The organism is Flagellimonas maritima, from assembly GCF_003269425.1.
GTDB classification, from domain to species: domain Bacteria; phylum Bacteroidota; class Bacteroidia; order Flavobacteriales; family Flavobacteriaceae; genus Flagellimonas; species Flagellimonas maritima.
In genome coordinates this window covers 1192442-1210360 of record NZ_CP030104.1, presented here as the reverse complement: position 1 = coordinate 1210360, position 17919 = coordinate 1192442, and the positions used below count along the sequence as shown (strand labels likewise).

12 protein-coding genes are annotated in these 17919 nt (G+C 36.7%); 2 read left to right on the top strand and 10 right to left on the bottom strand.

The window, feature by feature from the left end:
* Positions 1–13 precede the first annotated feature (13 nt).
* From HME9304_RS05265 to HME9304_RS05255, 3 genes are read right to left on the bottom strand one after another with little or no spacing between them, the layout of a single operon-like run.
* A complete protein-coding gene (locus HME9304_RS05265; protein WP_112377584.1) occupies positions 14–1342 on the bottom strand; it encodes a vanadium-dependent haloperoxidase in 1329 nt (442 codons plus the stop codon).
* Positions 1343–1354: 12 nt separating this feature from the next.
* The gene (locus tag HME9304_RS05260) at positions 1355–4603 is read right to left on the bottom strand and encodes a VCBS repeat-containing protein (protein ID WP_112377583.1); all 3249 of its coding nucleotides are present in this window, start codon (positions 4601–4603) and stop codon (positions 1355–1357) included.
* A complete protein-coding gene (locus HME9304_RS05255) occupies positions 4600–7896 on the bottom strand; it encodes a VCBS repeat-containing protein (RefSeq protein WP_112377582.1) in 3297 nt (1098 codons plus the stop codon). The genes HME9304_RS05260 and HME9304_RS05255 overlap by 4 nt, the downstream gene beginning before the upstream one ends.
* A 180-nt stretch (positions 7897–8076) precedes the next feature.
* Here HME9304_RS05255 and HME9304_RS05250 point away from each other — a divergent pair, with 180 nt between their 5' ends.
* Complete coding sequence (locus HME9304_RS05250) at positions 8077–9729, top strand: solute:sodium symporter family transporter (protein WP_112377581.1); 1653 nt, start codon at positions 8077–8079, stop codon at positions 9727–9729.
* Positions 9730–9746: 17 nt separating this feature from the next.
* On the opposite strand, the gene HME9304_RS05245 is transcribed toward HME9304_RS05250, so the two are convergent.
* From HME9304_RS05245 to HME9304_RS05225, 5 genes are all read right to left on the bottom strand, one after another.
* The gene (locus tag HME9304_RS05245; protein WP_239023389.1) at positions 9747–10160 is read right to left on the bottom strand and encodes a monoheme cytochrome C; all 414 of its coding nucleotides are present in this window, start codon (positions 10158–10160) and stop codon (positions 9747–9749) included.
* A 56-nt stretch (positions 10161–10216) separates the two neighbouring features.
* Positions 10217–11440 carry a sulfite oxidase gene (locus HME9304_RS05240; RefSeq protein ID WP_112377579.1) on the bottom strand — a complete coding sequence of 408 codons (1224 nt, stop codon included), beginning with the start codon at positions 11438–11440 and terminating at the stop codon, positions 10217–10219.
* 7 nt (positions 11441–11447) lie between these two features.
* On the bottom strand, positions 11448–12992 hold the full coding sequence (locus HME9304_RS05235; protein WP_112377578.1) for an SLC5 family protein: 1545 nt from the start codon (positions 12990–12992) through the stop codon (positions 11448–11450).
* Between the two features lie 153 nt (positions 12993–13145).
* Positions 13146–14303, bottom strand: a complete 1158-nt coding sequence (locus HME9304_RS05230; protein WP_112377577.1) for an LLM class flavin-dependent oxidoreductase — start codon at positions 14301–14303, stop codon at positions 13146–13148.
* A gap of 14 nt (positions 14304–14317) precedes the next feature.
* Positions 14318–15208 (bottom strand): aldo/keto reductase, encoded by an 891-nt coding sequence (locus tag HME9304_RS05225; protein WP_112377576.1) that lies wholly within the window; start codon positions 15206–15208, stop codon positions 14318–14320.
* A gap of 124 nt (positions 15209–15332) precedes the next feature.
* Here HME9304_RS05225 and HME9304_RS05220 point away from each other — a divergent pair, with 124 nt between their 5' ends.
* On the top strand, positions 15333–15875 hold the full coding sequence (locus HME9304_RS05220; RefSeq protein ID WP_112377575.1) for an NADPH-dependent FMN reductase: 543 nt from the start codon (positions 15333–15335) through the stop codon (positions 15873–15875).
* 2 nt (positions 15876–15877) lie between these two features.
* On the opposite strand, the gene HME9304_RS05215 is transcribed toward HME9304_RS05220, so the two are convergent.
* On the bottom strand, positions 15878–16882 hold the full coding sequence (locus HME9304_RS05215; protein WP_112377574.1) for a LacI family DNA-binding transcriptional regulator: 1005 nt from the start codon (positions 16880–16882) through the stop codon (positions 15878–15880).
* A 56-nt stretch (positions 16883–16938) separates the two neighbouring features.
* Positions 16939–17871, bottom strand: coding sequence for a YeiH family protein (locus tag HME9304_RS05210; protein ID WP_112377573.1), 933 nt, complete (start codon positions 17869–17871; stop codon positions 16939–16941).
* Positions 17872–17919: the final 48 nt, after the last annotated feature.

Below are 17919 nucleotides of genomic sequence, written 5' to 3'. Positions count from 1 at the left end.
GGGTAAAGAAGAGTTATTGAAGCATTTTGAGATTTTCCACTACATATTTGCCCAAGCGCCTTCCTTGGTCTACACCTACGACCACTGCTGCCCTGTAGTGAATACCTCCGTACATTCTACTCATAGCAGCTTCGTCTGCAGCTTGCTCAAAGGATTTGAAAGTGCGAACCGGTAGACCGTAAGGAACTTCAGTATCATCATCAAAGGCAAAATTATCACCAAAAATATCTGTAAGAACTACTGCAGCGGCACCAGAAACAACACTATGACCACTAGTGTATTCGGGGAATGGAGGTGTTTGTAATATCGGCTCCCAATTTTCATCAATATGTTCATTAATCAATGTTTCTGGGCGAATCAAATTACTTCTATATTTTTCATCCCAACAGCTAATAAAGGCATCTGCCATTGCAATCGAAGCTTTTGTATAGGCATAAACTGTTTTGTTTACATCGGCATTGGTAGTTCTGCTCGCTATTTTGGTAATTCCTATCCAATGTGCTCCGGGAGTAATTTTTTTAGTGGCGAACATTAAATGTCCTCGAGTTACTGATACATAAGGATTGCAGTCCCAAAATTGGGCAATTTCTACTTCTTCAGAGGAATCTCCTTCGGTAGTAATATCGTTACTGATGTCGTACACCTCTTTCAATTCCTTATAAAAATCAGAGTCTTCTTCCATTGAAAATAGTGGCGGCGGCGTTGGCCTAAACTGACTTGCGGAATCTATTACAAAGGGCCTTATTTTACTCCAGTGCGGTTCTATCCCGGCCATGTATGCAGGCGGGGTAGGTTGCCATCTAGAAGGATTGTCCGTATCCACTGTAAACTTGGGCATGGTTCTGGTCTGGTTGTAATTGTCTTTGTTCATCCATTTAGCGACATGCTCGGCCACTTTAAGGCCATAGTCTTTGGATGCGTTGAACTCATTTGTATTTTTATCGTCCCAAATAGTGTACAAGCTGTCTCTGTAAGCCTCAATCCTGTCTTCGGAAAAAATAAGTCGCTTACTCAATTCAATATGGGAAATCAAAGCAGCCAATTCGTAATTTATCTTTTCGGCCACTTCTGGATTTGGGATGGGTGTAAGTCCCCTAACTTGATTTACCAATGATTTGTATTCATTATCCTGTGATGCTAAAATTTCATACGCCGCTATATTTGGATAAGCAAAGATCCTACTTGCTACGGGAGGCGAGAAAATATCATGTATCATCACTTCAGTAACCTTGTCCACAGAACCATGAAAATCATTTGGATCTATGACAATGGGTTCACTTTTTTTTGCACATGAAAAGAGAAAAATTGTGTATATATATAGTAAGCCGATTCGCATTTTCATTGTTCTATTAATTTATCTAAGCAGCCTATAAACTTGAGCCTTATCGTTATTTACAGTTACTAGCAGGTATGTAGCATTATTGAAATTAAATGCGTTTAAGTGTCTGGCAGATTTTTGGGACATCTCTAAACCGAGCGCATCTCCCAAAATTATATCATTTTCATTAGTTATCAATGCCCCGGGAAAAGAATCGAACTTTCCGTGAAATGGTGTTACGCCAAAATAGTTGCCGGCGACCAATACTTCATTTTTTGAGTCGCCGTTAAAATCAAAGGCCAAAAAAGACGTAATCGGAGAAACTTGCAGCTCAGCTTTAAAAGGGATAAAAGTATATGAAGTGCCATTATTTTGCAGATATCCGGAATGAAGTTCATGTATTTTTAAAACTTCAGCTTTGGCCAAAGTCTTTTTATTGAAAATTTCTTCAATTGATTTACCTGCAAAACTTTTATAGGTAGTGAATTTCTTTCGTAAAGAAACCAATTGTCCTGATAACTCGTCCAACCCCAATAAGGGGTAGTATTTCCCGTTCTTTTCTGTAGCAACAATAGTTTCTGTGCTTCCGTTGCCGTCAAAATCATAAGAATAAAGATTCATAGGGGCTTTTTTGGACGCACTGAATTTTGAATTTATGCCCCAATTGCCCAACAAATAATCTATATCTCCATCATTATCTATATCAAAGGGTTGAATAGCCTGCCAAAGACCATTCAGATTATTTTCCAAAAGGTCAACTTCTTCAAATGAACCATTAGAGTTTTTAAAGAATTTAGGAGCCATCCATTCTCCGATAACGATAAGATCTTCAACTCCATCATTGTTAAAGTCTGACCAAGTAGCATCAGTGATCATCCCCAGGTTTTGAAACGGGGTATTTTCCACTATTGAAAAATTACCGTTGGTATTCTTGAGTAAATATGAATTTGGAGTTTTACCGAATTTTGAAGTTACTACATTACTCCCCACAAATACATCCAAATCCCCATCCCCATCATAATCGTTAGCTTCGATTACGGAAGTATTTTCAAAGAAATCGGGAATTTTGGCTTTCAAGAACGCAGTATCTTTTTGAATAAAATAATTATCAAGTAGCGGTTTGACCTTTCCATAGAAATCCGCTCCACCAGAGCCAATAAAAACATCATTTTTTCCATCTCTGTCAAAATCCTTTATTAGCGCTACCACTTCTTCTTTTACGGAATCTTTTTGTATCACTGTAAATTTCTTTTCTGTAAATATAGTATCCTGTTGGATATAGATTTTTGAGGAAAAGAATTTTGAGCCACCAAAAAATACATCATCTTTTCCATCACCGTTCAAATCTCCAATAGCTGCGGCAGGTCCCCGATCAGATACGCGATAAGGAATAAGTTTTTCCCTATTAAAATCGATATGGTTGTCTTCTACATGTGTAAAGTTAAGACCTAAATTATCTTCAACTTTCTCGAAAATAAGCCCTTTGTTCCGTTTTGTTTTTTCATAGTCAAAAGGGTTAGTGTTATTTGGTCTTATCTCTAAAGTTTGGTTGGTAGAAATGTTTTTCAGTGTTTGATAGGATTTATCAGGCCAAACAATTTTTATTGAGTCTATTTTTTCTGAAGCGCCATAGCCAAAATGTATAATGGGTTCAGAACTTGATTGAAACCCGCGGGTAGTATAAAGTTCTTTGTACTGTAGTTTTCCTTTATGATAGGAATAGACTTTTGTTCCTATAGCAAAAGGATTTCTCCCAATGTATTTTAGTCTTATTTTCAAATAATTGGAAGTGGAGCCGATTTTATTTTGATAAATTGTAGCCGGCCTATTGATGTTATTGGTGACCAAGTCCAAATCTCCGTCGTTGTCCAAATCCCCATATGCCGTAGCACCTGATATTAAAGTATCTCTGGTAATCCAATCATTGGATTTATTATCAAATTGAAGATTTGATTTTCCTTTAAAAACCATATTGTTCGTTGCTCCGGAAGGCATTAAATTCAGCGCTTCTTGATCTACCAGTTTGGTGTTGTCCAGTTTTTTTTGAATTTGTTCATTGGAAACAAATCGGATATAGTCTAAGTCATTTGGTCGTTTTGGAATGCCATTCGAAATAAAAAGATCTTGCTCGCCATCTTGATTATAATCCCCAAAGAGAGCACTCCAACTCCAATCGGTTGCAGCAATTCCACTCAATAGTGCAGTTTCCAAATAATTACCACTTGGTTGGTTTACATAAAGCATGTTTCGGGTAAATTGGTAATGATATCCGTAACGCTGGGTTCGTAAGCGTTGCACTTGAATATTGTCGTCTCCTTCCGATGATTTCAACGGAACTTCGTCTTCAGGAAGCATATCCAAAGAAATAAAATCAGGTAACCCATCATGGTTGATATCCGCTACATCGCTTCCCATGGAAAATCTACTGGTATGGCCAAAATACTTTCGAAGACTTTCGGTAAATGTTCCATCTCCATTGTTCAGATAATAGTAATCATCTTCGTGGAAATCATTGCCTATATAGAGATCGGGATAGCCATCAACATTAAAATCCGAAACCGCTATTCCCAGGCCATAACCATTGATTCCACCATAAATTCCTGCCTCTTCGCTTACGTCTGTAAATTTATCGCCGTCATTACGTAACAATTTATCACCTGTTTCAAAATTTCTGGTATACCGTAAGTCGACCCGCCCAAAAGATTCTTGGGTATGCACTGCATGGTTCAATAAATAAAGGTCTAAATCACCATCAAGGTCATAATCCAAAAAAGCTGCAGAAGAACTATAAGTATCAAAGTCCAACCCATATTTTGCGGCACTCTCTGTAAATGTATTATCGCCGTTATTGATAAAAAGTTCATTGGCACCTTCAAATCCATTTATCCCCACAACAGCACATACATAAATATCTAAAAAGCCGTCTCCATTTATATCCCCCATAACAGATCCCGTATTCCATGAGCTGTCACCTTGAACACCTGCTTTTTCAGAAATATCCTTAAATTTTAATCCCCCTTGGTTCAAATACAACGTATTTTTTACTTGGTTTCCAGAAAAAAATATATCAGGGAGCCCATCATTGTTTATATCGCCTATGGATATACCGCCACCATTATAAAAATAGAGATAGTCAAGAATATTCAGATCATCAGATTCTGAGAGGGTATTGCTGAACAAAATACCCGTTTCCTCTGCCGATGGATTTGAAAAAAGGGTCCCTTCCTTTTTTCCACAACTTAAAACGACTAACAAGAGTAAGGTTGAAAAAGTATGCTTGATCATTTTATTTCAAATAATTGTGGAGCAGCATTATTAATACCAATTATATAGTGTTCCTGTTCATTTATTATAGCTTTTTCAATATTTCTAGCGGGTCCTGAAATATTGATTTTCAGGTTATTGTTCCATTCAAAATCATTTTTTCCAAACCGCAAAAATATACCATGCGATGCATCCATCCTACCAAGTTGTGTGCTAATTTCATAGTTGTTGCCTACGGCAAGGATATCTTTATGGCCATCATCGTCAAAATCATCCACTATCATATCATTTATGGTGGAAATCTGAGCTATTTTAGGAAGTTCAATTTTTTTAAACGTATTGTTCCCAAGGTTCTCAAAGTAACAACTGGAAAGTTCGTAAACATTTTTTTGAACTGCGTTCTTAAGTTTTTTTGTGCTAAATAAATCGTTTAGGGATGCCTTGGCAAAGCTCTCATATGAAAGAAACTTTTTATTTAAAAAAGGCATTTGTTTTACCAATTCATCTTTTGAAGCAAAAGGGGTTTCTTTTTCTTGGTAGAAATACGTTACCAAAGGTTCTATTGATCCATTGGCATCAAAATCATTACTGTACAGAGTAATTGGATGTTTTAGAGATGCCTTTAACTTACTATTGTTTCCCCAGTTTCCTGCTACCAAATCTATGTCGCCGTCGTTATCAAAATCTTCTGCAACAATACATTTCCAAAATCCATGGGTTTTGCCCAATCCATTTTTTGAAGCGAGATTTAGGTTTTTACCATCATTCATGAGAATTGAGATGGGCATCCAATTGCCTACTGCTATCAGGTCTTTGAAACCATCACCGTCCAAATCTATCCAAGTAACATCTTTTACATTACCGATAGATTCAAAACTTGGAGAAATACTTGTGGTGACATTTTCAAAAACACCTTTCCCATTATTTTTTAACAGATATTGTGCCGATGTAATTCCAAATTGCTGTGGAATTTGGTCCGAGGTTATCGTAAGGTCCATATCACCATCATTATCAAAATCCACAGCAGTTACTTTTGAAGCGTTTAATTCTATACCATCAAATACATTGGTTTGTTTTTCAAAAACACCATTTTTGTTGATGTAGAGTCTTGGCTGAATTCTATTGGATGATTTGAACTCGTTACCTGCACTGACTACAACCAAATCTTGAAATTCATCTCCATTGGCATCAAAAAAAGCATGGGATACATCTTCATTAAAAGCATCTTTAGAAAAAACAGCTTCTTGTTCGCTGGTAAAGATGCCGTCGGCTTGTTGAACGTATAATTTTGAAGCTTGTGCTTTTGCCCCTGAAATAAATATATCTTGGAGCCCATCATTATTTATATCTGCCACGGAAATCGAAGGTCCTTCATTGGTGTTGGCGAACGGGACCAAGGGATCCCTATCAAACTCAAATGTATTTTGTTCTTTATGGACAAATGGTATTATACTATCCTTTTTAATAAATAAGGAAGGTTTGGTATTGCTATTTTTTAAATAAAAATTTCCAGCTGAATTCTTTTCTTCAAGTACTATATTGCCATCTTTTAATGACCTTAAAGTTTGAAATTTTCCACCAGGCCAAATAACGGTCAGGGAATCTAAAATGGAGTCTTTCCCCAACCCCATATGTATGGTATTTGGAACAGCAGAAAGATAACCCCTGGTTGTAAAGTTCTCATGGGTGACAATGTCTGTTTTAGTGTGTGCAACAACTCTAGTTCCTATACCGAATTTATTCTTTTCATTTCCTTTGAAGGTCAGTTTGAGAGTATTTTGATTTGATGCAGTATTCAAGGTATTTTCTAAGATGAAAGCCTTCTCATTAATATTGTTCACTACCAAATCTAAATCGCCATCATTGTCTAAATCAGCATAAGCACAGCCATTGCTAAAGGAGTTCTCTTTTTTTAGCCATGAATCGGTGACGTTTGAAAAAGACAAATCCCCGTTATTTTTAAAGAAATAGTTGGCCACTTTTTTTTCTGGGAGCTCATCAATAAAAGCCATTTCTTTTGCTGACATTCCTTTTTCGATATTCTTTTGAATTTTGTCGTTTGCAATGAAACTAATAAAATCCATATCATTGGTAGCGCCTTTTATCCCATTGGAAACAAAAAGGTCTTTGTGGCTATCATTGTCAAAGTCCGCAAAAAGGGCTCCCCAAGACCATTCTGTTGCAGAAATACCACTAAGATTTGCCGTCTCACTAAAATTGCCATCACCTAAATTAAGGTGCAAAGCGTTTTGCATGTATTGTGGAGCGAATCCATTTTTTAGATATTGCTGGTATACGGGAAAGGGGTATTCCAATCCAGAAGTCTTGTATGTCTCCAAATTTTCAGGTAACATGTCTAGAGAAATGATATCTGTTAGACCATCATTATTGATGTCCGCAATATCATTGCCCATAGAAAAATGCGTTGTATGGCCTAATTTCTTATCATTTTTAGAGATAATTTCTTCAAAAGTCCCATTTTGTTGATTGATATATAAATAATCATTTTCAAAAAAATCATTTCCAATATAGATATCAGGATAACCATCATTATTGATGTCACTAATACCCAAGCCCAAGCCATATCCAATTTTGCTTTGAAAGATTCCGGCTTCATTTGAGACATTCAAGAATTTTCCATTTTCATTTTTATATAGGACATCACCAGATAGGGAATCCAATTGTTTTCTTTTTGCACCTTTTCCATAGGAACGATTTGGGTTGATAGAGTGATTCAGCAAGAACATGTCCAAATCCCCATCAATATCATAATCAAAAAAAGCGGCTTGAGTTGAAAATCCCGAAAAATCTATACCATATTCTGAAGCTTTCTCTTTAAAATGAGGTACCCCCTGTTCATCGACTCCTTGATTTACATAGAGTAGATTCTTTCCTTTTAATTGCTTGTAATTTCCAACCTTGCAAACATAAATATCCAATAATCCATCATTGTTGATATCTACATGGCTAACCCCTGTGGTCCATCCACTGCTGTTGTTAATTTTAGCTGATTCCGTAATATCTTCAAATTGTAGGGCGCCTTTGTTCAAGTACAACTTATCTGCTTGTAGGTTTGAAGTAAAATAGAGATCGACCAGACCATCATTGTTAAAATCGGCTGCAGCGACCCCTGCCCCATTATAGTAATATAAGTAGGTAAGTATATTAAGCTCTGGCGTATCTTTAAGATGGTTGGCAAAAGTGACTCCAGTATGTGATAAAGGCCTTTTTACAAAAAGACTCTCGGCATCTTTTTTGGAACAGCCCCCAACAAAGAAAATAAGACCGACGAAAATCCAGAAGACTTTTTTCATTTGGTTAAAATAGGGAGTAAGATAACTATTCCGTTAGTAACAGGAAAAGTTGAGATTGTTAATGTTTTTGGGACAAACGCCTATGGATTCTAAGATTGTCTGGTATGTTATCTTTATAATTATTGTTTTGATAAATAATCCAATATATTTATAAACTATAAACAAACTGAACCGATCAATATGTTAGGAATACTATCTTTTCTGGGATTCACCATTTTAGTGGGTGTGATAGCTTATTTAGCAACCAGGAGTACGGATGAAAAATCATCAGATGGATATTTTTTGGGTGGAAGAAGTTTAACGGCGGGAGTTATTGCAGGGTCGTTGTTATTGACTAACTTATCTACAGAACAAATTGTAGGATTAAATGGAAGCGCTTATAAAGACGGACTTTCTGTTATGGCATGGGAAACCCTGGCCGCTATTGCCATGGTTGTCGCAGCTATTTTTTTATTGCCCAGATATTTAAAAGGCGGTTTGACCACTGTTCCACAATTTTTGGCAGAAAGGTTTGATGTTGCAACCAAAACAATAACTTCCGGTCTTTTTTTAACGGGCTATGTGGTGGTATTGTTGCCTGTAATTTTGTACTCTGGTTCTGTGGCTATAAGCGGAATGTTCAATGTTCCGGAACTATTAAATGTTTCCGACTCCACTGCCTTGGTAATCTGTATATGGGGAATTGGTGTAGTAGGGTCTATTTATGCAGTTTTTGGAGGACTCAAGGCAGTAGCCGTATCAGATAGTATCAATGCTATAGGATTAATGATAGGTGGGATCATGATTCCTGTATTTGGATTGATGGCAATTGGCGATGGGAGTGTTCTAACAGGCTTGGATACATTGATTTCCTCAAATCCTGAAAGATTCGATTCTACTGGAGAACACGGACAAGAAGTTCCCTTTTCTACAATATTTACAGGGATGATGTTAGTGCAGTTGTTTTATTGGGGAACCAATCAACAAATTATTCAAAGAGCTTTGGGAGCAAAAAGTCTAGCAGAGGGGCAAAAAGGATTATTGCTGGCTTCGTTTCTAAAAATACTGGGCCCCTTGATTTTAGTATTACCTGGTATGATAGCCTATCATTATTTTGATGGCAGTTTGGAGTCCAGTGATATTGCTTATCCAGCTTTGGTTGGAGCCGTATTGCCTAAGTATTTGGTTGGTTTTTTTGCAGCAGTATTATTTGGTGCAATACTAAGTTCATTCAATAGTGTGCTTAATAGTTCTGTAACACTTTTTGGTATAGATATTTACAAGCAGCATATAAAAAAAGATGCCTCCGAAGTTACTGTCGTGAAATATGGAAAGGTTTTTGGGGTTTGTCTGGCTTTAGCCGCTATGTTTATTGCCCCTATAATCGCCAATGCAGGTAGTTTGTTCAACTATCTCCAAGAAATCAATGGTATTTATAATATACCGATATTAACTATTATTGTGGTTGGTTACATGACCAAAAGAGTGCCTGCGATTGCGGCTAAGATTGCCATATTTCTAGGTTCTGGACTCTATATTATAAGTCAGTTTATCGTTGGCCCTGCAATGGTAGAAAAGGCGATGGAAACAGCTAAAGCTTCTGGCATAACTGATGAGGCTACCTTAAGACTCGTAGAAGCCGATGCCTATCCTCATTTTTTACATGTTATGGCTATCCTCTTTTTGCTTAATGCCGGAATAATGTTGTTGATCGGTAAATTCTATCCAAGAAAAGAGGCATTTGTACAAAAATATACGAAGCAAGTGGAGATTACCCCCTTTAAATACGTAAAAGAAGCTGGAGCATTAGTATGCATTATAGTAATTGGAATCTATTTTTACTTTGCCAAATAAAAAGGATTTTCGAGAAATTATTCCTCTAAAACATACCATTCAATATCGGTTAAATTATCACGTCTGCCTTTATTCTGGGGAGCATAATTGGTAGCAAGATAGTTTACTATTGTTTCTTCTTGATTTCCCAAGTCCCAGAGATTTTGGGTTTCTTGCATCCATCTAATGGTCGCTATCCACCCTTCTTTGGACATTCTGTTTTGTGTAACCAATTTTGCTGAATGACAATTGGTGCAGTTCTGGATTACCTCGGTAAGTCCTTCATCATCTACAAATCCTGTCACAATATGAACCCCATCTTTAATTTCGTTTGCTAACTCGGGTAATTCAACTATAATGGTTTCTGTAGGTTTTTTGGAAAAAACGGATGGGTTTAAAGCGATATAGATAAAACCAAAAACAGCAAATCCAATTAGTCCAAAAGCCAACATAAGTTTATAATATAGGCTTCTAACTTGATTTTTAAATTTATTTTCAAAAGACATGGCTAAACGACCTTAATTGCTATTCTGTGACACGCATTGTTCAAATAACCTTTGGGATTCCAGCCAGGTAAAAGCATTGGCTGGCTTATGCCTTTTGAGTCGGTAGCCCTCGCCCAGACTTCATAATACCCTTTCTTTTGAAAGTTGCCGATTTTTGTAGAAAAGTGTTGCCATGCCAAACGATTTACTGGCTTTTCTAAAGTGCAAACATGCCATGTAGCTCCAAAGTCTATAGAATATTCCATTTTAGAAACCTCAAGTTCACCGGCCCATGCATGGCCTCGAATATTTAAAGTAGCTCCATTTTTAATTATGGCTCCAGATTTAGGATAGGTAATTAAGGACTTTATGGGCATGGATTCTATAATACACATGTCCTCCTCGGCTACTTTCTCGCCTGGAGCTACAGGCTCACAGGGAACTCGATAAGATGTCCCGTTCATTTTGGCACCATCATGCACTTTGTTTCTTATACTAATTCTATTTATCCACTTGCCAGATGCAGATGCGGGCCAACCTCCTGCTATCAATCTTAAGGGGTAACCGTGGGCAAGGGGAATATCTTTATCGTTCATTTTGAATGCCAATAGTGTTTCATTCTGTAATGCTTTGGCGATGGGAACTCCTCTAGAGATAGGTTCTTTTTCTGGATTTAAACTTAAGTGTTTGTCCGCAGCATGATATCCAATGTAGACAGCGTTACTTTTTAAACCTACATCATTGAGCACATCCCTTAATCGAACACCTGTCCAATTGGCACAGGAAACAGCGCCAACAGTCCATTGATTGCCTTTTGCTGGCGGATTGAACTCACTTCTGCCATTACCCCCGCATTCCAAAGTTAGTTGATAAGTATATTGTTTAAATTTAGATTTTAGGTCAGAAAGGGAATAGGTTTTACTTTTCTGAACTGATTCGCCGTCAAATATCAATGACCAATTGTCTACATCAATAACATCTGGAACCAAGCCATTGTTTCTGATGAACATAAACTTATTGGGTGTAATCTTATCGTCCAATAGATGTGCTTGTGCCTCAATATTCCAGGGCTTATTATTCAGAACGTTCATGCCCTTGTCTTTTCCAAAAAGTCTAAAAGGGTCTGGGTCCTGTAATCCCAAAGGCTTATACCCCAAAGGAATTTTATGTCCAAAAACGATTTTAGCACCTACGATGGCACTAAAAGCACTTAGGCTTCCTTTTGTAATAAAACTACGTCTTTTCATTTTTTAATTAATGAAATATAATGTGTAGCGCAATCAATGACAGTAACATTCCAACACCAGCTTTTGCAAGTATGGGAGAAGCGGGTTCGGCTTTTAATTTATTTCGCACAAAGCCAGTTTTAGATCCAGCCCAAATGATTACAAATCCGATTAGAATAACCCACATGGCTCTTACAAAGTAATTCATATCTGGAAAAAACTCCAAAAAGAAAAATTGCAATGGAATTGTCGCTGCAAATCCAAATAAAGCAACTCTGTGCTTTGGAAATGCAAGAAACGCTGCAGCACAGATTAAAACGACAATACCACAATTTATGAAATATCTTAATTGGTTGAGCGTATGGGTAAATGCAGCTCCTGGATCTTGGAATTTAAGGTAAAGTAAAACCACTCCGATAATTGACCCAGAAATAAAGGATATTAATATTGCTTTTTTCCCAGAGCGTACTATCTGCCTATCTGTTGCTTTTTTATTTACATATACTTTGTAGATGTCTATGGACCACAATGTTGCCAATGAATTGAAAGTGGAATCCACAGTACTCATTAAAGAGGCAAATAAGGCGCATAAAATCAGCCCTTTAATGCCAACGGGCAGGTACGTATTTACTAAATAAGGAAAAGCTGCATCAGGTTCTGGAAGACCATTTTCTCCCAAAATCCCTACTAAAGCTATACCGGGTAAGATAATAATAGCAGCCATGAAATATTTCATAAGCCCACCTACCATTAAACCAATCTGTACATCCTTTAAACTTTTGGCCGCTAAAGAACGTTGCACTACAGATTGGTTGGCGCACCAATAGTTGATATTTAATAAAAATGCTCCAAAAACATGTGTCCAAGGTAGCGTATCATGATCTGCAGGTAAATGCAAATGCATCAAGTCTCCAGTTTTCTCATACAGTTGTGACCAACCTCCAAGATGATGAATAGCTATAAATAGCACTACTGTACCACCGGTCAATAAAATGACAAATTGGATAACATCTGTGCGAACTACCGCAGCAAGTCCTCCAAAATAAGTGTAGGTTGCTGAGAAAAGCCCCAAGAAAACAATCAATATGGCTATCCTGATCAATCTATCTTGATGTATAAACGATAGAAAATCCCCAAATACTAAATCTACAGAGTAAGCTCCCCAGAACAATGCTGCTCCAAGTGTAATGGTAGAAAATAGTAAAATGTTAGAGGCTGAGTATAGCAAGGCAACGGTACTGCCCAATCTTGTTTTTATGAATTGGGTAATTGTGATAATCTGTTCCCGCAAATACATAGGAACAAATATGAACGCAGCCAAAAGCAATCCTTGAATTGCATTTATCTCAAAATTTGCCTGTGCCAATCCATATAGGTATGCTGAGCCCATAAATCCAAGAAATTGATATCCCTGAACATTGGTTGCAATAGTTGAAAAGGCAATTGAGGGCCAACGCAGATTTCTACCACTTAAGAAATATTCTTCAGTAGTGGCTTCTTTGGAAGTTCGTCCTGTAATAGCGGTTACAAAAACAATGATAAAATATGCACTGACAATTAATAAATCAATCATAGACTATGTAATTAAATGCGTTAATTCCATAGCACACGCCTCCTCCTATGGGCAATCATATAGGATTGACTCAGGTTACGGTGGTTGGTTACAGAATAATTCTTAATTATGTAATATACCATTTTGTTTCCAAAATCAGTATCTCAAAGTTTTTTAAACACGTACACCCGAACCCAAAGGGCTCATAGGTTCATCAGCCGATACTTTTCCCTGTACTTCCGGCATAGAGAATGTTTTTAGACGTGGCAAGACCAGTTTTGCAAAGCGTTCGCATTCTTCTTTATGGGGATAACCAGAAAATATAAATGCCCTGATTCCCATATCCATATATCTATTCAATTTTTCAACTATCTGATCTGGATTTCCAACAAGTGCTGCTCCACATCCTGAACGCCCTCTTCCGATTCCAGTCCACATATGTGGTTCCACATAACCATCATCCTCTGCTATTTCTCTCATTTCGGCTTGCCTGCTAACACCATAAGATTTTGCATCCAAGGCTCTTTCCCGTATTTCCTTTCCATGCTCCACATCAAGTTTTGAAATTATACTGTCAGCATATTCCCTAGCTTCTTCTTCTGTTTCCCTAACTACTACATGAACCCTTAGTCCAAAATCAATTTTACGGCCATAGCTTGCTGCTTTTGCACTCATGTTTTCCATAAGTTCACGAAGGTTTTCTTCAGTCTCAGGCCACATGAGATAAACATCGCAATGTTCTGCACACAAATCTACTGCTGCGGGCGAATAACCTCCAAAATAGAGTAGCGGGCCACCATTTTGATACGGTTTACCAGGTGAGGAAGAAAGTTTTAAATTGTAAAATTTACCTTGATAATCAATTTCATCCTGCGTCCAAATCTGCTTTAAGATTTCTATGACTTCCCTTGATCTTTGATATCGATCTTCCGAGGACATTTCCTCACCAGGTAGGGGCGATGAAATAATATTAATGGTAAACCTACCTTTTAATATGTGGTCTATTGTGGCGAGTGTTCTTGCCAACATCGGTGGGTGAATTTCACCGCAACGAACTGCCGCCAATAGATTTATTTGTTTTGTCATAGGCGCTACAGCAGAAACAAATGGAAGGGTGTCTTGTCCAACTTGATACGAAGATGGGCAGAGGATGTTTCTAAAACCATTGTTGTCCGCAGTGAGAACAATTTTTGAAGTGTTTTCGAAAGTACTTTTATATTCCATACTTCTTTCACCCAAATATCTATCATCCCCATTACAAATTGGAGCAAACCATGATACCTCTGCTCCTTCTAAATGCGGCGATCTAATTTCTATTTTTGAATTATCCATTTTCTTTTTTTTACTTAATCTATTTCCCTACCTAGTGCGGCTTGCCAGAGCATGTACCATTCTTCGTGCGTTAATGAAATATTCAATGCTTCACTTGCAGCTTTAATACGTTCAATCTTAGAAGTTCCCAATACCGGAACGATTCCTGCTGGATGTTTTCTTAACCAGGCATAGAGGATTTGATCATTTGCAGCACTATATTTTTCTGCAAGCAAGTTCAAGGTTTTTTGTATGGCTTGAATTTTTTTATCCTTACTATCTTTAAATAAAATTCCTCCACCAAGGGGAGACCATGCGGTAGGAATAACTTTTAGCTTTTGGCATTGATCAAGTGTACCATCTTCAAAAGCATTTCTATGCAACAGTGATATTTCAACTTGATTTGTAATTAGCGGAGTCAGGGAATTCAATAAATCAAATTGGGAAGGTGAAAAGTTGGAAACCCCAACATCCAATACTTTCCCTTCTTTTTTCAGCTTTGAAAAAGTTTCTGCAATTTCATGAGGGTCAAATAGATAATCGGGTCTGTGCAACAAAAGAACATCGATATAGTCTGTTTTTAGGTTTGCCAATGATTTTTCAACAGAAACATTTATATGTTCAGCCGATAGATCGTATGATTTTATTTTATGGTCAGGACGATTTTCCGAAGTCAACTTTATTCCACACTTTGTGGTGATTCGCATTTTTTTCCTTAAATCTTTTCTGGACTTAAGAACTTTTCCAAAATCTTCTTCAGTTGTATAGTGTCCGTAAATATCTGCATGGTCAAAATCCACTAAATTTAAATCGATACAACCTTCAATGAATTTTTCATATTCAGCAGTAGTGAGGTTACTTCCCCAAGTTCCCAATCTCATAGTGCCGATTATGTATGGAGAAATACTGTCTTTTGTCAGTTTCATGTGCTTTGAACGATTCACGTTAATTACCAAATTTAAATAAATTGCTGATAAATGTAAACGTTTACATTATAAAAATCCATAATTTTGTTTTTTGGCACTATGTTTAATTTCATTTGTTATAGAAATGATTACAATTATCTCTGGGTCCAACAGAAAAAACAATAAAACATTGCATTTTGCTAAGCATGCGTACGAGAAACTTTGTTTAGAAACTACAGAAGAAGTAAGGTTTTTGGATTTATCAACCATAGTTGGTAATGTTGTTTATGAAAACATGTACAGAGATTCCCAACAACCCAAAATAATTCAGGATATACAAAACAATTATTTTATACCATCTTCTAAATTTTGGTTTTTTATTCCAGAATATAATGGAAGCTATCCTGGGATTGTAAAATTGCTTCTGGACATAATGTCTGTAAGAGAGATTAAACCAAGTTTTAATAACAAAAAAGCCTGTATAACAGGAATTGCTTCAGGACGAGCGGGCAATCTTAGGGGAATGGACCATCTTGCAGATGTTTTAAACCATTTGGGTATTCATGTGCATCCGAATAAAAACCCAATTTCCTCTATTTTTAAAATATTGAATTCGGAAGATAATTCGATAAATGATGATGCTGAAAAAACAATTCAAAATCAGATAATACAATTGTTGAAATTTTGATGTTATTGAATCATGGTGGAATCCCGTTTGATCAGTTTGGGAAGTAATACTTTATTCTGTGGCTTTAATTCTACTTCTTTTAGTTTTTCTATGAGCAAACCTGCAGCCAATTCGCCCATTTGAGAACATTCCTGGTCAATGGTACTTATTTTTGGTTGTGTAAGTTTAGTAAAATCCGCATTTCCAAACCCAATTAGTTTTACTTTGCCAGGAACATCAATATCCAAATCTTTGAGAAGATTTAAAACGTGCAATCCAATTTCATCACCGTAAGCGAAAATACCATCTATTTTTGGGTCGCTCTTGAACAACTCTTTTAAGATTTTCAAATCTTTTTTTGTATGTGCAGTGAGCTCAATTTCTCTAGAGAGAATACCCTTTCGCCCACTTTTTAGAATGGCATCTTTGAATCCTTTTAATCTTTCCTTAAAAATAGAAACTCTAGGGTTACCTGCTATATGTAAAAGATTTTTACAATTTTTATCCAACAAATGTTTAGTGGCCATAAAGCCGCCCATATAATCGTTCAGGGTTACTGAGCTTGTTCCATCTAGAGGAGGTACACGGTCAAAATATACAATGGGCACTTTACTTTCACCTATTTTTTCAATAAATGAAAAGTCTGATGTTTCCTTTGATATTGACATGAGAATACCTTCAACGTGTAGTTTTAAAAAAGAATTCAAGGCTACATTTTCTCTTTCTTGCAACTCGTGCGATTGCGAAATAATAATATTATACCCTGAGTCGCTGACTATTTTTTCTATTCCGTTAATTATCCCACTAAAGAAATAATTATTCACTTCAGGTACAATGACACCAATAATCTTACTTTTTCCACTGCGTAGGGCGGCAGCCATAATGTTGGGTCTGTAATCCAAATCCTTGGCGGCCTTCAAAACTTTTTCCTTGGTTTTTGGTGAAACAAGTGAGCTATCATTGAATACACGTGACACTGTAGCCAAAGATAAACCTGTAATCTTAGCGATTTCCTTTATTCCTGCCATGTAACCTTGTATTGATAACCTTTATTATAATTTCAAATGTTGGACCGTATACAGAATCAGACGTAATTTAATACATAGAGCAGTGATATAATTCCCAAAACGACCCATGTAAAAATACCAACTATCAGAATGTTGAATCCGAGTTTTTTAAGCTGTGAAATATTTATTTGTAGCCCAATCAGGAATAGTGTAAAAATCAACGCTTTTCTAGCTCCCCAAACAATATATTCACTAAAGAGTTCTGCGGCGGGAATGTAAGAGTTTATAAGCATAGCACCTACGAAACCAAAAATAAACCATGAAAATGTAAATTTTTCTTTTGAGTTTGATCCAAACGATATGATAAGTACCAATGGTATTATCCAAAGTGTTCGCACCAATTTTGTGGTAGTAGCTACATTTAGCGCAACATTTCCATAAACTTCCGCTGCTCCGACTACAGAACTGGTATCATGTATTGCAATAGCACTCCACGTTCCAAATTGAATTTGGGATAGTTCGAAAAAATATCCTATATATGGAAAGATGAACAATGCAATTGCATTGAGCAAGAAAACAATAGCCAGTGAAATAGAAGTTTGTGATGAATCGGCTTTTAAACTTGGACTTACTGCTGCTATTGCGCTACCTCCACAAATAGCTGTTCCAGAGGCGACCAATATTGTGGTTATTCTTTCAGATTTAAGGATTTTACCAATTGCAAAGGCAATAATAAAAGTACAAACTATAGTAATCAATGTAATAAAGAAACTGTTGGAACCTACTTCAATGGCTTGTCTCATATGGATTCCAAAACCAAGTCCTACTACTGAAAGCTGTAATAAAGTTTTTTGAAACCTTTTACTGTTTTGAACTACGGCAAAATCAACAATCTTAAATATTCCGCAAATCATCCCTATACCCAACGCAATAGCAGGGGAGATAAGTCCAAACAGAGTTCCTGTTAAAACTCCTACTGCTAATATATATGTGGTTGTTTTTGAAAGCATTTTGGCCGAAAGCGAAAATACGAATAAAAATGAAAACGTTTACATTTC

Bases quoted from the DNA above. Each gene is read 5' to 3' on its own strand.
- HME9304_RS05265 (WP_112377584.1), bottom strand. From the start codon at position 1,342: ATGAAAATGCGAATCGGCTTACTATATATATACACAATTTTTCTCTTT.
- HME9304_RS05260 (WP_112377583.1), bottom strand. From the start codon at position 4,603: ATGATCAAGCATACTTTTTCAACCTTACTCTTGTTAGTCGTTTTAAGT.
- HME9304_RS05255 (WP_112377582.1), bottom strand. From the start codon at position 7,896: ATGAAAAAAGTCTTCTGGATTTTCGTCGGTCTTATTTTCTTTGTTGGG.
- HME9304_RS05250 (WP_112377581.1), top strand. From the start codon at position 8,077: ATGTTAGGAATACTATCTTTTCTGGGATTCACCATTTTAGTGGGTGTG.
- HME9304_RS05245 (WP_239023389.1), bottom strand. From the start codon at position 10,160: ATGTTGGCTTTTGGACTAATTGGATTTGCTGTTTTTGGTTTTATCTAT.
- HME9304_RS05240 (WP_112377579.1), bottom strand. From the start codon at position 11,440: ATGAAAAGACGTAGTTTTATTACAAAAGGAAGCCTAAGTGCTTTTAGT.
- HME9304_RS05235 (WP_112377578.1), bottom strand. From the start codon at position 12,992: ATGATTGATTTATTAATTGTCAGTGCATATTTTATCATTGTTTTTGTA.
- HME9304_RS05230 (WP_112377577.1), bottom strand. From the start codon at position 14,303: ATGGATAATTCAAAAATAGAAATTAGATCGCCGCATTTAGAAGGAGCA.
- HME9304_RS05225 (WP_112377576.1), bottom strand. From the start codon at position 15,208: ATGAAACTGACAAAAGACAGTATTTCTCCATACATAATCGGCACTATG.
- HME9304_RS05220 (WP_112377575.1), top strand. From the start codon at position 15,333: ATGATTACAATTATCTCTGGGTCCAACAGAAAAAACAATAAAACATTG.
- HME9304_RS05215 (WP_112377574.1), bottom strand. From the start codon at position 16,882: ATGGCAGGAATAAAGGAAATCGCTAAGATTACAGGTTTATCTTTGGCT.
- HME9304_RS05210 (WP_112377573.1), bottom strand. From the start codon at position 17,871: ATGCTTTCAAAAACAACCACATATATATTAGCAGTAGGAGTTTTAACA.